The 12,939-nt window shown below is 70.1% G+C and carries 14 protein-coding genes, 1 tRNA gene and 1 pseudogene; 12 read left to right on the top strand and 4 right to left on the bottom strand.

The window, feature by feature from the left end; genetic code table 11:
• Window positions 1-21 precede the first annotated feature (21 nt).
• The 4 genes from rsmA to ACQY7V_RS03005 all read left to right on the top strand — a co-directional run bounded on the left by rsmA (window position 22) and on the right by ACQY7V_RS03005 (window position 4,381).
• The gene (gene rsmA, locus ACQY7V_RS03020) at window positions 22-1,026 is read left to right on the top strand and encodes a 16S rRNA (adenine(1518)-N(6)/adenine(1519)-N(6))-dimethyltransferase RsmA (RefSeq protein WP_321082248.1); all 1,005 of its coding nucleotides are present in this window, start codon (window positions 22-24) and stop codon (window positions 1,024-1,026) included.
• Entirely contained in the window at window positions 1,019-1,999 is a 981-nt protein-coding gene (locus ACQY7V_RS03015; protein WP_428638845.1) for a 4-(cytidine 5'-diphospho)-2-C-methyl-D-erythritol kinase, read from the top strand. Before rsmA ends, ACQY7V_RS03015 begins: the two co-directional genes overlap by 8 nt.
• Complete coding sequence (locus tag ACQY7V_RS03010; RefSeq protein WP_428638843.1) at window positions 2,000-3,865, top strand: ABC-F family ATP-binding cassette domain-containing protein; 1,866 nt, start codon at window positions 2,000-2,002, stop codon at window positions 3,863-3,865.
• Between the two features lie 237 nt (window positions 3,866-4,102).
• Window positions 4,103-4,381, top strand: coding sequence for a DUF1540 domain-containing protein (locus ACQY7V_RS03005; RefSeq protein WP_154478042.1), 279 nt, complete (start codon window positions 4,103-4,105; stop codon window positions 4,379-4,381).
• 49 nt (window positions 4,382-4,430) lie between these two features.
• On the opposite strand, the gene ACQY7V_RS03000 is transcribed toward ACQY7V_RS03005, so the two are convergent.
• Genes ACQY7V_RS03000 through ACQY7V_RS02990 form a run of 3 tightly spaced genes read right to left on the bottom strand, consistent with a single transcriptional unit; the run spans window position 4,431 to window position 5,940 of the window.
• The gene (locus ACQY7V_RS03000) at window positions 4,431-4,739 is read right to left on the bottom strand and encodes a DUF4298 domain-containing protein (RefSeq protein WP_321057032.1); all 309 of its coding nucleotides are present in this window, start codon (window positions 4,737-4,739) and stop codon (window positions 4,431-4,433) included.
• Entirely contained in the window at window positions 4,736-5,266 is a 531-nt protein-coding gene (locus ACQY7V_RS02995; RefSeq protein ID WP_303773667.1) for a MarR family winged helix-turn-helix transcriptional regulator, read from the bottom strand. The genes ACQY7V_RS03000 and ACQY7V_RS02995 overlap by 4 nt, the downstream gene beginning before the upstream one ends.
• Before the next feature lie 32 nt (window positions 5,267-5,298).
• Window positions 5,299-5,940 (bottom strand): TetR/AcrR family transcriptional regulator, encoded by a 642-nt coding sequence (locus tag ACQY7V_RS02990; RefSeq protein WP_184451986.1) that lies wholly within the window; start codon window positions 5,938-5,940, stop codon window positions 5,299-5,301.
• Window positions 5,941-6,084: 144 nt separating this feature from the next.
• Between ACQY7V_RS02990 and ACQY7V_RS02985 the strand changes: the two genes are divergently transcribed.
• The 5 genes from ACQY7V_RS02985 to ACQY7V_RS02965 all read left to right on the top strand — a co-directional run bounded on the left by ACQY7V_RS02985 (window position 6,085) and on the right by ACQY7V_RS02965 (window position 9,667).
• Window positions 6,085-6,155, top strand: a tRNA-Gln gene (locus ACQY7V_RS02985).
• Window positions 6,156-6,199: 44 nt separating this feature from the next.
• Entirely contained in the window at window positions 6,200-7,240 is a 1,041-nt protein-coding gene (locus ACQY7V_RS02980) for a bifunctional UDP-N-acetylglucosamine diphosphorylase/glucosamine-1-phosphate N-acetyltransferase GlmU (protein WP_428638840.1), read from the top strand.
• A 36-nt stretch (window positions 7,241-7,276) separates the two neighbouring features.
• Window positions 7,277-8,248, top strand: coding sequence for a ribose-phosphate diphosphokinase (locus ACQY7V_RS02975; protein WP_154478052.1), 972 nt, complete (start codon window positions 7,277-7,279; stop codon window positions 8,246-8,248).
• A gap of 153 nt (window positions 8,249-8,401) precedes the next feature.
• Complete coding sequence (locus ACQY7V_RS02970) at window positions 8,402-8,980, top strand: 50S ribosomal protein L25/general stress protein Ctc (RefSeq protein WP_321082244.1); 579 nt, start codon at window positions 8,402-8,404, stop codon at window positions 8,978-8,980.
• A 96-nt stretch (window positions 8,981-9,076) separates the two neighbouring features.
• Window positions 9,077-9,667 carry a hypothetical protein gene (locus tag ACQY7V_RS02965; protein ID WP_321082243.1) on the top strand — a complete coding sequence of 197 codons (591 nt, stop codon included), beginning with the start codon at window positions 9,077-9,079 and terminating at the stop codon, window positions 9,665-9,667.
• Between the two features lie 8 nt (window positions 9,668-9,675).
• On the opposite strand, the gene ACQY7V_RS02960 is transcribed toward ACQY7V_RS02965, so the two are convergent.
• Window positions 9,676-10,503: a purine-nucleoside phosphorylase gene (locus ACQY7V_RS02960; protein ID WP_428638837.1), complete on the bottom strand. Its 828-nt coding sequence runs from the start codon at window positions 10,501-10,503 to the stop codon at window positions 9,676-9,678.
• Between the two features lie 146 nt (window positions 10,504-10,649).
• On the opposite strand from ACQY7V_RS02960, the gene dapE reads away from it, so the two are divergent.
• The 3 genes and pseudogenes from dapE to ACQY7V_RS02945 all read left to right on the top strand — a co-directional run.
• Window positions 10,650-11,768, top strand: a complete 1,119-nt coding sequence (gene dapE / locus ACQY7V_RS02955) for a succinyl-diaminopimelate desuccinylase (RefSeq protein ID WP_428638835.1) — start codon at window positions 10,650-10,652, stop codon at window positions 11,766-11,768.
• On the top strand, window positions 11,765-12,499 hold the full coding sequence (locus tag ACQY7V_RS02950; RefSeq protein ID WP_428638833.1) for a TIGR00730 family Rossman fold protein: 735 nt from the start codon (window positions 11,765-11,767) through the stop codon (window positions 12,497-12,499). Before dapE ends, ACQY7V_RS02950 begins: the two co-directional genes overlap by 4 nt.
• Window positions 12,500-12,601: 102 nt before the next feature.
• Window positions 12,602-12,760: pseudogene (locus tag ACQY7V_RS02945) on the top strand (DUF3117 domain-containing protein); the annotation flags it as partial.
• Window positions 12,761-12,939: the final 179 nt, after the last annotated feature.

The following is a 12,939-nucleotide window of genomic DNA, read 5'->3' as shown; positions in this document are numbered from 1 at the left end:
CCGAGCCACTAGACTTCACTCGTGACCCGATCCTCGAAGAACACTCCCGCCTCCCGTCTCGATCCGAAGCTGCCCGAAGGGGCCGTGCCTTCGGACTCGGGCCTCCTCGGCCCGATCGAGGTCAAGGCGATCGCCGACGCGCTCGGCATCCGGCCGACGAAGGTCCTCGGTCAGAATTTCGTCCACGACGCGGGAACCGTCCGCAGGATCGTCAGGGCTGGCGGCGTCGAGGCGGGCGACGAGGTCGTCGAGGTCGGGCCCGGACTCGGCTCCCTCACCCTTGCGATCCTGGAGGCCGGCGCCAGGGTTCGCGCCGTCGAAATCGACCCCCCTCTGGCCGCGGCCCTGCCCGAGACCGTGCGCTCGCGCATGCCCGAAGCGGCCGAGCGCTTCCACGTGGTGACGATGGACGCGACGGCGCTCAGGGGGGTCGAGGACTTCGGGGTCGACTGGCCCGCGCCGACGAAACTCGTCGCGAACCTGCCCTACAACGTCGCAGTACCGGTCCTGCTCGCCATGCTCGAGTCCTTCCCCTCGCTCACCGATCTCCTCGTCATGGTCCAGTCCGAAGTCGCCGACAGGCTCGCCGCGGCCCCGGGATCGCGCACCTACGGCGTCCCCTCGGTCAAGGCCGGGTGGTACGGCAGGGTCGAACGGGCCGGAACGATCGGGCGCACCGTCTTCTGGCCGGTTCCGAACGTCGACTCCGCCCTCGTGCGCATCTCGCGCTCGGCCGAGCCCCGCGGCGATGAGCCGCTCCGGCGCGCGACCTTCGAGGTCTGCGACGTCGCCTTCGGCCAGCGCCGCAAGACGCTGCGCGCCGCCCTGAAGAACTGGGCGGGCTCGGCCGGGGGAGCGGGCCTCCTCCTCGAGCGGGCGGGCATCGACCCGGGCCGGCGCGGGGAGACCCTCGACGTCGACGAATTCGTCGCGCTCGGCCGCGCAGTCCTCGAGCTCCGCGCCGCCGAGCTCCTGCCGCGCCGCATCGACCCGAGGCGCGCGCGTTCGGAGGAAGCCGATGCGTGAGGCCACCGCCTCCGCGCCCGGGAAGATCAATCTCGCACTCCGCGCCGGAGCCCCCGCCGAGGACGGCTATCACTCGCTCGTCACCGTCTTCGAAGCGCTGAACCTGCGCGAAACCGTTCGCGTCCGCACGAGCCGCGCCCCCGGGATCAGGGTCACCACCACGGCCCACCGGCCCGACGGCTCAGTCGATGAGCTCACGACCCGGGCGATGCGCGACCTCGACCCGACGACGCACCTCGCCTACCGGGCGGCGCGGATCCTTCAGAAGCTCGCCGCCGCCGGCCCCTGGGCCGCGACGGCCGCGGGCATCGAGATCGAGGTCGACAAGCGCGTCCCCATGGCCGGGGGAATGGCCGGGGGCTCGGCGGACGCCGCCGCCGCCCTCGTCGCCTGCAATGCGCTGTGGGGGCTCGGCCTCGATGCGAAGCGCCTCGAACTCATCGGACGGACACTCGGAGCCGATGTCCCTGCGTGCCTGGCCGGGGGGATCTCGCTCGGCACCGGGCGCGGCGACGAGATGGAGTCCCTGGACCGGGGCGGAGCCGAGGCCCGTCATCATTGGGCGATCGCACTCGCGCATGAGGGCCTGTCCACTCCGGAGGTCTTCCGCGCGCTCGATCGAGCAGGGGGCCCGGCGGGCCGGTGGCGCGATCTGCCCGACCCCTCGAGGATCCGCGCGCTGCCCTTCACGGGCGGGGCCGCAGAACTCGCCCCCCACCTGTCCAACGATCTTCAGGACACGGCCCTGCGCCTCCGGCCCGAGCTCGGCCGGACCATCGCGGCCGCCGAGGAGGCGGGCGCGCTCGCCGTCCTGCTCTCCGGCTCGGGCCCCTCGATCGGGGCGCTCGCAGCCGATGCCGAATCGGCGCGCGCGATCGCCTCGGCCCTGGCGGGGCTCGACTCGGTCGCCGGAGCCTTCACCACTTTCGGACCCGTCCCGGGCGCCCGGCTCGAATCAGGAGAATCCCGCTAAATGGCGCATCTTCTCGGCACGCAGTCCCTCGCCGTCCTCGCGGGGTCGCGCAGGCTCCTCGAGGACGTCACGCTCGGCATCGACGACGCCTCGCGCGTCGGGATCCTCGGCCCCAACGGCGCGGGCAAATCCACCCTCCTGCGCCTCGTCGCCGGCGTTCAAGAACCCGCCTCGGGTCTTCTCACCAAGCGCGAGGGCGTGCGCGTGGTCCTCCTCGATCAGAAGGACTCCTTCGACCCGGAGCTCCCCGTCGTGGAGGCCGTGCACCCCGGTCTGGCGGAGTACGAGTGGGCCTCGGATCCCCGGGTGCGCGACATCCACGCGGGACTCCTGGCGGACATCGACCTCGACTCCCGCGTGGGGAACCTGTCCGGCGGCCAGCGCCGGAGGGTCGCTCTCGCGAGGGTCCTGTGCGCGCCCAGCGAGGTCGTCTGCCTCGATGAGCCGACGAACCACCTCGATGTCGAGGGCGTCGCCTGGCTCGCCGCGCACCTCAATGCGCGCTTCTCCAGGCCCGGGGCCGTGGGCGCGCTGCTCGTGGTCACCCACGACCGCTGGTTCCTCGACGCGGTGTGCGAACACATCTGGGAGGTTGTCCCCGGCATCGACCCCGGAGGCGACCGGCCCCAGATCCCCGGTCGCGTCGAGGTCTACGACGGCTCCTACGCCGCCTACACGCTCGCCCGCGCCGAACGCCTGCGTCAGGCGGACGTCGCGGCCGTGAAGCGCAAGAACCTCCTCACGAAGGAGCTCGCCTGGCTGCGCCGGGGCGCTCCCGCCCGCACCTCGAAGCCGAAGTTCCACATCGAGGCCGCCGAAGCCCTCATCGCGGACGTCCCGCCGCCGCGCGACACCGTCGAGCTCATGAAGATGGCGAGCGCGCGCCTGGGCAAGGACGTCCTCGATCTCGAAGACGTCACCCTCTCCTTCGGGCGCCCGGACGGTTCGCTCAACACGATCTTCGACTCGGTGACCCTGCGGCTCGCTCCGGGCGAACGCGTCGGCGTCGTCGGAGTGAACGGCGCCGGGAAGACGAGCCTGCTCAATCTTCTCCGCGGCGATCTCGCCCCCGATTCCGGGCGCGTCAAACGGGGGAAGACCGTCGAGGTCGCGACACTATCCCAGGACACGCACGAACTCGACGCGCTCGCGGACATGCGCGTCGTCGAGGCCGTCGCAGCAGTCGCGCAGACCTGCGTCGTCGAGGGCAGGGAGCTCACGGCTTCGCAGATGACCGAGCGCATGGGCTTCACCCGTCAGCGCGCCTACACGCGGATCCGGGAGATCTCGGGCGGCGAGCGCCGCCGCCTCCAGTTGATGCGCCTGCTCATGGCGTCCCCGAACGTCCTCCTCCTCGATGAGCCGACGAACGACCTCGACACCGATACCCTCGCCGCGATGGAGGACCTGCTCGATTCCTTCCCCGGGACCCTCGTCGTCGTCTCGCACGACCGCTACCTGCTCGAGCGCGTGACCGATCACCAGGTGGCGCTGTTGGGCGACGGGACGATCCGCGCCCTGCCCGGCGGGGTCGAGCAGTACCTGCGCCTGCGGGCCGAGGGCGGGGCCGCGCAGGCCTCGCAGCCGACGCCCGCCGAAGCGCTGCCGCAGGCCCCGGCGCTGAGCGACGCCGCCGCGCGACGGGCCGCGAAGAAGGAGGCGGATCGGATCGAGCGGCGCCTGGAGAGGCTGCGGAGCGAAGCGGGGGATCTTGAGGCCCGCTTGGAAGCGCTCGGGCACGAGGTCGCTTCGGATCCTTCGGCGGTGCCGGAGCTTCAGGAGGTGTCAGCACGGCATTCCCGCGCGCTGTCCGAGATCGCCGAGCTCGAGGACGCGTGGCTTCAGGCCGCTGAACTCCTCGAATAGGCGTTCCCGTGGTCGGCGGTCCGCGCCCTCGATGAATTAGATGAGGGAAACGCTCGGAAAAAACGCGTATTCCGCACCTTGCCCGGTGCGGAATCGGCCCGGGGAGGACTCGTGTTGAATGCGTGTTGACCTGCGTGAATAGAGTGTTTCTCGACGCCTGTCGCTTTTCGCGCTCCAATGGGATCATCCGCCTCGAAGGAATGGGATCGAGGCCCCGGATCATGAGGAGAGATCGAGATGCCCCTTGAAATGCCCCGAGTCCTGGACTGCTCCGTCGAGAGCTGCTCGTACAACAAGACCAAGAGCTGCGGCGCCGCCGCGATCACCGTCGGTTTCGCCCAGACCTGCACGACTTTCGTCCCGCTCAACGTCAAGGGCGGTCTTGAGACGGCGGCCCCCTTCGTCGGCGCCTGCCAGAAGGCCGACTGCGTCCACAACTCCGCGCTCGAATGCACCGCCGAGGCGATCCGCGTGGGCGCCACCACCGCGGACTGCCTGTCCTACGCCGCCCGCTGAGCGGGGGCCGAGGAGCCGCCGTCCGGACGGCGGCGGGGCGCTCGGCGCCTCAGGCCTCGCGGGGCGAGAAATGCTCGGCGGCGAGGCGCAGCATCCCCTGGGCGAGTCCGTGCTGGTCGGTGTGCAGGTCCCAGACGGCGTCCTCGCCCAGGACCGCGAGGGCCGGCGCGTCCTCCTCGGCGACGGCTTCGCGGTCGGCGAGCCATGTCGTCCCGTAGGCGTCCATGAGGGGGCGCATCGCCTCGAAGAAGTCCTCGATCGCCTTCAGCCCCGCCTCGGCGGCTTCGACGCGCGCGAGGGCGCTGCGGTAGTGCTCCTCCATCCGCTCGAGTCGTTCGAGCGCCTCCGATCCGCTCACTCCGCCGCCCTCCCGCGCCCCTTCTCGCAGACCGGGGCCTCGAAGGGGAGGAGGAGCGGGGTGAGGAGATCCGCGAGGCGGTCGCGCGCCTCCTCGTCGAGCGGGGCGAGGATCGCCTCCTCGCAGGCCAGGAGTGAAGCGAGGGCGCCGTCGACGCGCGTGCGGCCCGGCTCGGTGAGGGTGACGAGAACGACCCGCCGGTCCTGGGGCGAGGGCGAGCGCGAGACGAGGCCCTTCGATTCGAGGCGGTCGATCCGGTTCGTCATCGTCCCGGAGGAGACGAGGAGCTCGGCCATGAGGGCGCCGGGGGTCAGGCCCGAAGCGCTGCCCGCCCTGCGCAGGGAGGACAGGACGTCGAACTCCCAGGGCTCGAGCCCGTGATCGGCGAAGGCCTTGCGCCGTTCGAGGTCGAGGCGCCGGGCGAGGCGGGAGACGCGCGAGAGGACGAGCATGGGGGAGGAGTCGAGGTCCGGGCGCTCCTTCGACCATGCGGCGACGATGCCTGCGACTTCATCCACGAATCTCACGCGATTCAAGATACTCGATGTCGAGACTTCGGTCACTCCTTCGCCGCTCCGGGCTCCTGGCACACGAGCAGAGTCGGCTTCGGCTGCATGTGCCGCACGCCGTTCCACACGAGGTTCACCACGTGCGCGGCGACTTCGTCCTTCTTCATGCGGCGCTCGTCGAGCCACCATTGACCGACCTGGGCGATGAGGCCCACGAGCATCTGCGCGTACAGCGGGGCGAGGGCGGGCGAGATGTCGCCCTTGGCGAACTGCTCGGCCAGGAGATGCTCGACCCTCGACGCGACATCGCCGAGGACCGAGGAGAAGGAGCCCTGCGTCCGATCCTTCGGCGCATCGCGCACGAGGACGCGGAAGCCGTCGGAATTCGATTCGATGTACTCGAGCAGGGCGAGCGTGGCGTTCTCCAAGAGGATCCGAGGGCGATCGGACGACTCCAGGGAGGAGTGGAGGGAGGTGACGAGGGACTGGACTTCACGGTCCACGACCACCGCGTACAGGCCCTCTTTGCCGCCGAAGTGCTCGTAGACGACGGGCTTGGACACCTTCGCCTTCGCGGCGATCTCCTCGACGCTCGTCGCGTCGAAGCCCTTGAGCGCGAAAAGCGAGCGCCCGACCTCGACGAGCTGCTCCCGGCGCGCGAAACCGCTCATCCGTGTGCGCTTCTGACCCATGCTCCGGATTATCCCACGCGAGCGCAGGGCCGATCCGAGGCGAGGGGCGGCGCGGCTCGCCCGCGGCCGAGGCCCTGCCCTCGCGCCGCCCGAAGTCGCGCTTTCGGTGAACGGGGGCTGACTGTGGCAGAATCGAAGCGCTATTCCGCCCTGGTGTAACGGCAGCACATGGGTTTTTGGTGCCTTTGGTCCGGGTTCGAGTCCTGGGGGCGGAGCAGGAGCGCCCGCTCCTTCCTCCTCGCTCGACGGAAGGCGAACAATGACCGTCCCCGCAGCCGCCATCGTCCTCGCAGCAGGCAAGGGCACCCGAATGCTCTCGGCGGTCCCCAAGGTCGTCCACCCCGTTGCGGGCCTGTCCATGATCGGCCACGCGCTGCGAGCCGCCCAGGGCACCCGTCCCAAGACCCTCGTCGCCGTGGTGCGCCACGAACGCGAACTCGTGGTCGAGGAGATCCGGAGAGTCGCGCCCGACGCCTTCATCGCCGATCAGGATGAGATCCCCGGAACCGGCAGGGCCGTGCTGTGCGCCCTCGAGGCCCTCGCCGCTGCGCACGGCCCGATCAGCGGCCCCGTCCTCGTCACCTCGGGCGACGTCCCCATGCTCTCGACCGCCACGCTCGAACGCCTCCTCGACCTCCACGAGGCCGAGGGGCGCGCGGTCACGGTCCTCACCTCGATCGCGCCCGACCCCACCGGCTACGGCCGCATCGTGCGCGCCGAGGACGGGCGCGTCATCAGGATCGTCGAGGAGAAGGACGCCGACGAGGCCGAGCGCTCCATCACAGAGGTCAACGCGGGCGTCTACGCCTTCGACGGGGCCTTCCTCCACGACACCTTGAAGTCGGTCGGAACGGACAACGCCCAGGGCGAGGTCTACCTCACCGACGTGCTCGCGGCCGCCGAACCCGCCGGTCGGACGGCGGGCGCCCTCGTCCTCGCCGATCCCTGGGAGGCGCAGGGCTGCAACGACCGCGTTCAGCTCGCCGAACTCGGAGCCGAGATCAACAAGAGGATCTGCGAGCGCCACATGCGCCGGGGGGTGTCCATCGTCGACCCGGCATCCACCTGGATCGGCATCGACGTCGAGATCGGCGCCGACACGACGATCTGGCCCGGAAGCGTCCTGCGGGGCGCCACGACCGTCGGGAACGGGTGTGAGATCGGTCCCGGAACGACGCTCGATTCGGCGCATGTGGCCGATCGCGCCCGGGTCGCAAGCGCCTGGGTGGTCGGGGCGAGCGTTCCAGCCGATACGATGGTGGCACCATTCAGCGTCATCGGGCAGCCCGAATCGGACTGACCCGCCGGGTTCTCAGGGCAAGGGGAGGAACACCGCATGAGCGGATTGGTGACCAGCGGGGAGAAGAGCCTCGTCCTCGTTTCAGGCAGGGCGCATCTCGAGCTCGCCCAGCAAGTCGGTGAGGAGATCGGGTGCGGGGTCTCGCCGGTGACCGCCTACGACTTCGCGAGCGGTGAGATTTACGTCCGCTTCAACGAGTCCGTCCGCGGCGCCGACGTCTTCGTCCTCCAGTCCCACACCGGGCCGATCAACAAGTGGCTCATGGAGCAGCTCATCATGATCGACGCCGCGAAGCGCGCCTCCGCCAAGCGCATCACCGCGGTCTCGCCCTTCTACCCCTACGCGCGTCAGGACAAGAAGCACCAGGGCCGCGAGCCGATCTCGGCCCGCCTGGTCGCCGACCTGTACAAGACCGCCGGCGCCGACCGCGTCATGAGCGTCGACCTGCACGCCTCGCAGGAGCAGGGCTTCTTCGACGGCCCCGTCGATCACCTCTTCGCGATGCCGGTCCTCGTCGACTACGTGCGCTCGCGCCTCGACCTGTCGAACACCGTCATGGTCTCCCCGGACGCCGGCCGCATCCGCGTCGCCGAGAAGTGGTCCTCCAAGCTCGGCGGGGTCCCGCTGGCCTTCGTCCACAAGACGCGCGACACGACCCGGCCGAATGTCGCGGTGGCGAACCGCGTCGTCGGCGATGTCGCAGGCAAGCAGTGCATCCTCGTCGACGACATGATCGACACGGCGGGCACCATCACCGAGGCCGTCAAGGTCCTCAATGACGCCGGAGCCCAGAAGGTCATCATCGCCGCCACCCACGGCATCCTCTCCGAGCCGGCCGTCCGCCGACTGACGGAATGCGGGGCCGATGAGGTCGTCGTCACCGACACGCTACCGATCCCGCCGGAGAAGCGATTCCCGAATCTCACGATCCTCTCGATCGCCCCGCTCCTCGCGCGCGCGATCAAGGAGGTCTTCGAAGACGGATCGGTCACATCCCTCTTCGACTGACTCGCACTCGGCCGCCCTCGTCGGGTACCCTCAAGGGGTTGCTCCGGCGAGGGCGGATCTGTATCCGCCGTGATCGACAGGGCCGAAGGGGAATCCACCTCCTTGAGGTTCATCGCGCCGAAGCGGAAGACCCAGAACAACAGGAGGCATCTCATGAGCGACACCCCGATTCTTGACGCGCAGACCCGTTCCGAGTTCGGCAAGGGAGCTGCCCGCCGCGCCCGCCGCGCCGGCCTCGTTCCCGCCGTCGTCTACGGACACGGCGGCGAGCCGGTCCACGTGGACGTCCCCGGGCACGACCTCTTCCTCATCGTCCGCGGCAACAAGAACGCCCTCGTCGACCTCAAGATCGACGGGAAGAGCCAGCTCGTCCTCGTCAAGGACGTCCAGCGCCACCCCGTGTCCCGCAACCTCCTCCACGCCGACTTCCTCGCCGTCAAGGCGGGCGAGAAGGTCGACGTCGAGGTCGCGATCGTCGTCGTCGGCGAGCCGGCCCCCGGCACCCAGGCCACGGTCGAAGAGCACACCGTGACCGTCAAGGCCTCGGCGACCGCCATCCCCGAGTCGATCGAGGTCGACGTGACCGGCATCGAGGCGGGAACCGTCATCCGCGCCGCCGATCTCGTCCTCCCCTCCGGCGTCGAGTCCGAGCTCGACCCCGAGCAGGACATCGTCGTCGTCACCGAGATCGAGGCAGAGGCCGAAGAGGCCCCCGCCGTCGAGGCGGAGTGACCCCGCTCCTGCCGATCGCATGTCTTCGGGCGGGCCGCGTGAGCGGCCCGCCCCATGCGTATCACCGGCGGGGGACCCGTTGAAGGAGGGCGCCCGATGATCAGCCCCTACCCCGCGCGAGCGCCGCTCCCCGCCAGCGAAGAGCCCGCTCCCCGCACCTACCCGGCGCAAGTCGACCCGACGACCTGCGGGATCGCGGTCCTATCGCTCCTGGCGGCGCGCGCCGGAGCCGATCCTCACTACCTCGACCCCGACGCGGATGTCGAGGCCGAGCAGAAGCGCCTCCACGCCCTCGCGGCCAGGGTCGGGACCCCCTGGCCCCAGGCCCTGGGCACCTCGCCCTGGGCGCTCGCGCGCCTCGCGCGCCACGCCACGGGCCGTCGACACCGCATCGCCTTCAACGGCCCGGGCCTGCGCGCCCGGATCGACACGGCCCTCGCCTCAGGATGGGACGTGCCCGTCTACACGGGCGGGGCGCGGACGGCCCTGAGCGCGCTCATCCCCCGCCACGTCGTCCTCATCCTCGCCCACGAGGGCGCGCCAGCGCGCTACGCGGTCTTCGAACCCTCCTCGGGCCGGGTCTTCACCCTCGGCCCCGACGAGTTCCTCCTCGGAGCGGACTCGGCCAGACCGGCCCTGGGCCATTGGAGGCGCGTCCTCTTCGCCCTCGTCCCCTCGGCGCACTAGCCCCCGGCTCAGTCCCTCGGCCACACCCGGACGATGCGGGCGAGCAGTTCGGCGAGACGCTCCTTCGAGGATGCGCCCTGCTCGAGCACCTCCTCGTGCGACAGGGACTCGCCCGGCGTCGTACCCGCCGCCGCGTTCGTGATGAGGGACAGCCCCAGCACCTCCAGCCCGGCCTCGCGCGCCGCGATCGTCTCGAGGGCGGTCGACATGCCCACGAGGTCGGCGCCGAGCGCGACCGCCATGCGCACCTCCGCGGGCGTCTCGTACTGGGGCCCGGGGAACTGGGCGTACACGGCCTCGAGGATCGTCGGATCCACCGAGTTCACGAGGCCCCTGAGACGGGGCGAATACGCGTCGGAGAGATCGACGAAGCTCGCCCCGTGCAGGGGGGTCGCGGCCGTCAGATTGACATGATCGGCGATGAGGGCCACGGAACCCGGCCCGATCCGGGGATTCGTCGATCCGCATCCATTCGTGAGGATGGCCCTCGCGATGCCGAGGGCCGCAGCGACCCGTACCGCGTGCGCGACGGCATCGGCTCCGCGCTCCTCGTAGAAGTGCGTCCGGGGCAGCAGCAGCGCGTGGAAGGGGCGCCCGTCCTCATGATCGAGTGCGAGCAGCTGGATCCGGGCCGTGTGACCGGCGACCGGCGAGTCCGCGAAACCGGGAATCGAGGCCGCCGGAACCGAAAGGACTTCACGGCCGATCGAATGCGCGGCCGAACCCCAGCCCGAACCGGGAACGAGGAGGACATCCGGGACGATCCCGTCGAGCAGGGGGCGCAGCGCCCGCACGGAATCATCGACCATTGCGCGAATCTGAGAAGGAAGAGTCATGAGGACAAGGGTAGCCGCCGCGCGCGCTCCGAGCCGGAAGCCGGATCCGGAAGATGCGTGAGAACGGCGCGCAGGGCCCCGAACGCGTATCCTGGCGGCGTCGCCCGGTCCGCCGATCAACCGCGCGATGGAGCGAGAGGAGCCGCGTGGTCCGAGAACTGCGAACCGACGACGTCGTCGACCTCGCCTGCGATCTCATCGACATCCCCTCGGTGTCCGGAGATGAGAAGGCGATCGCCGATGCCATCGAGGCCCGCCTCCGACGCGCCCCCCACCTCGAAGTCCTGCGCGACGGGGATGCGATCGTCGCGAGGACCCGCCTCGCACGAGTGCATCGCGTGCTCATCGCCGGTCACCTCGACACCGTCCCGATCGCCGGCAACGTCCCCGCCGTGCGCTGCCTCGTCGACGGGATCGACACCGTGCGCGGCAGGGGAGCGGTCGACATGCTCGGAGGCGTCGCCGTCGCCCTGCGCGCGGCCCTCCTCCTCACGGCGCCCAAGCACGATGTCACCTGGGTGTTCTACGACCATGAGGAGGTCGAGGCGAGCCTCAACGGCCTCGGCCGTCTCATGCGCAATCACCCGGGCCTCCTCGGCGCCGACTTCGCGATCCTCGCAGAGCCGACCTCGGCGCACATCGAAGGCGGCTGCAACGGGAGCGTTCGGGTCATCGCGACGATCCCGGGGAAAGCGGCCCATTCCGCGCGCTCGTGGCGCGGCGACAACGCCATCCACAAGGCCGCGCCCGTCATCTCGAGGATCGCCTCCTTCGGCAACCCGACCGTCAACGTCGACGGCCTCGACTACCGCGAGTCCCTCCTTGTCGTCGCCGTCTCGGGCGGGAAGGCGAAGAACGTCGTGCCTGACGAGGTCGAGCTCGTCATCAACTACCGCTTCGCCCCCTCCAAGAGCACGGACGAGGCGATCGCCCTCGTCACCTCGTACTTCGCGGGAACAGGGGCGCGGATCGAAGTCGACGACCGCTCCCCGGGCGCGCGGCCGGGAGCCGATTCGCCGATCGCCCGCGACTTCATCGCCCACGCCGGCGCCATCGCCGAGGCGCACGGGGAGGAACTGCGCGTCGTCGCCAAGCAGGGGTGGACGGACGTCGCGCGATTCTTCGATCTCGGGATCCCCGCGGTGAACTTCGGCCCCGGCGACCCCCTGCTCGCCCATACCGACGAAGAAGCCGCACCCGCGGCGGACATGACCAGGTGCCTGGACGCGCTCCTCGCCTGGCTCGACGACAAGGAGAAGGAATGACCTCCGATCAGCCGACCCGCAGGACCTACCAGCGCGGCCCCGTGATCCTGCGCGGCACCGCGATCCCCGAGGAGACCTCGGACACGCGCCTCCTCGAAGCGCAGGAATCCGCCGACTGGCTGCACGAGGACCCCTGGCGCGTCCTGCGCATCCAGGCCGAATTCGTCGAGGGCTTCGGCGCGCTGTCCGAAGTCGGCCCGGCCGTATCCGTCTTCGGCTCGGCGCGCACCCGTGAGGACTCCAAGTACTGGACGATCGCCTATGAGATCGGCAGGCTCCTCGTCGACGAGGGCGTCGCAGTCATCACCGGTGGCGGTCCCGGGGCGATGGAAGCGGCGAACAAGGGGGCCTGGGACGCAGGGGGCAAGTCGATCGGGCTGGGCATCGAGCTCCCGCACGAGCAGTCGATGAACCCCTGGGTGAACATCGGGATCAACTTCCGCTACTTCTTCGCCCGTAAGACCATGTTCGTCAAGTACTCCTCCGGATTCATCGCGATGCCCGGCGGCTTCGGCACGATGGACGAGCTCTTCGAAGCGCTCACGCTCGTCCAGACATCGAAGATCCACTCCTTCCCGATCGTCCTCGTCGGCAGCGACTACTGGCGCGGACTGGTCGATTGGGTCGCCGGATCCATGGTCGCCGAGGGCACCCTCGATGAAGCCGAGCTCGATCTCATTCACCTCGTGGACGAGCCCGAAGAGGCCGTCCGCTTCGCCCTCGGCCGCTGAGCTCCGCGCCCGTCGTGTGATTCGGCACGATTCCGGCTAAAATGGGGGTGTCACTGCCGCGCGGCACGCGCGTGCAGACGAAAAAGGGACAAGGAGCGGTACATGGCAGCGATGAAGCCGAGGACCGGTGACGGCCCGCTGGAGGCCACGAAAGAGGGACGCGGAATCGTCATGCGCATCCCGAGCGAGGGGGGCGGCCGCCTCGTCATCGAGCTCACTCCCGATGAGGCAAGCGAACTGGCGGCGGCGCTGAGCGCCGCGGCGAGGTCGGCGAGATCGCGCAGAAAGCGGTCGGTCTCTGGCCCGTAGTGTATGCCGTCGCTGTAGAGCTCGTTGGCAACGATGATGAGCGCACCGGCCTGCTGCCTCAGCTCGAGCAGCGGGGCCACGATCTCGTGCGGATGGCCCGACGTCCCGTAGACTTCATTGGCATACACTAC

Origin of the sequence: Schaalia sp., assembly GCF_050312375.1 — a bacterium.
In the GTDB taxonomy this organism is placed as follows: Bacteria; Actinomycetota; Actinomycetes; order Actinomycetales; family Actinomycetaceae; genus Pauljensenia; species Pauljensenia hyovaginalis.
This window is presented reverse-complemented; position numbering and strand designations above follow the sequence as displayed.

Excerpts from the sequence above, each read along its gene's own strand:
- ACQY7V_RS03015 (WP_428638845.1), top strand. The coding sequence starts at position 1,019 with ATGCGTGAGGCCACCGCCTCCGCGCCCGGGAAGATCAATCTCGCACTC.
- ACQY7V_RS03010 (WP_428638843.1), top strand. The coding sequence starts at position 2,000 with ATGGCGCATCTTCTCGGCACGCAGTCCCTCGCCGTCCTCGCGGGGTCG.
- ACQY7V_RS03005 (WP_154478042.1), top strand. The coding sequence starts at position 4,103 with ATGCCCCTTGAAATGCCCCGAGTCCTGGACTGCTCCGTCGAGAGCTGC.
- ACQY7V_RS02990 (WP_184451986.1), bottom strand. The coding sequence starts at position 5,940 with ATGGGTCAGAAGCGCACACGGATGAGCGGTTTCGCGCGCCGGGAGCAG.
- ACQY7V_RS02980 (WP_428638840.1), top strand. The coding sequence starts at position 6,200 with ATGACCGTCCCCGCAGCCGCCATCGTCCTCGCAGCAGGCAAGGGCACC.
- ACQY7V_RS02975 (WP_154478052.1), top strand. The coding sequence starts at position 7,277 with ATGAGCGGATTGGTGACCAGCGGGGAGAAGAGCCTCGTCCTCGTTTCA.
- ACQY7V_RS02970 (WP_321082244.1), top strand. The coding sequence starts at position 8,402 with ATGAGCGACACCCCGATTCTTGACGCGCAGACCCGTTCCGAGTTCGGC.
- ACQY7V_RS02965 (WP_321082243.1), top strand. The coding sequence starts at position 9,077 with ATGATCAGCCCCTACCCCGCGCGAGCGCCGCTCCCCGCCAGCGAAGAG.
- ACQY7V_RS02960 (WP_428638837.1), bottom strand. The coding sequence starts at position 10,503 with ATGACTCTTCCTTCTCAGATTCGCGCAATGGTCGATGATTCCGTGCGG.
- ACQY7V_RS02950 (WP_428638833.1), top strand. The coding sequence starts at position 11,765 with ATGACCTCCGATCAGCCGACCCGCAGGACCTACCAGCGCGGCCCCGTG.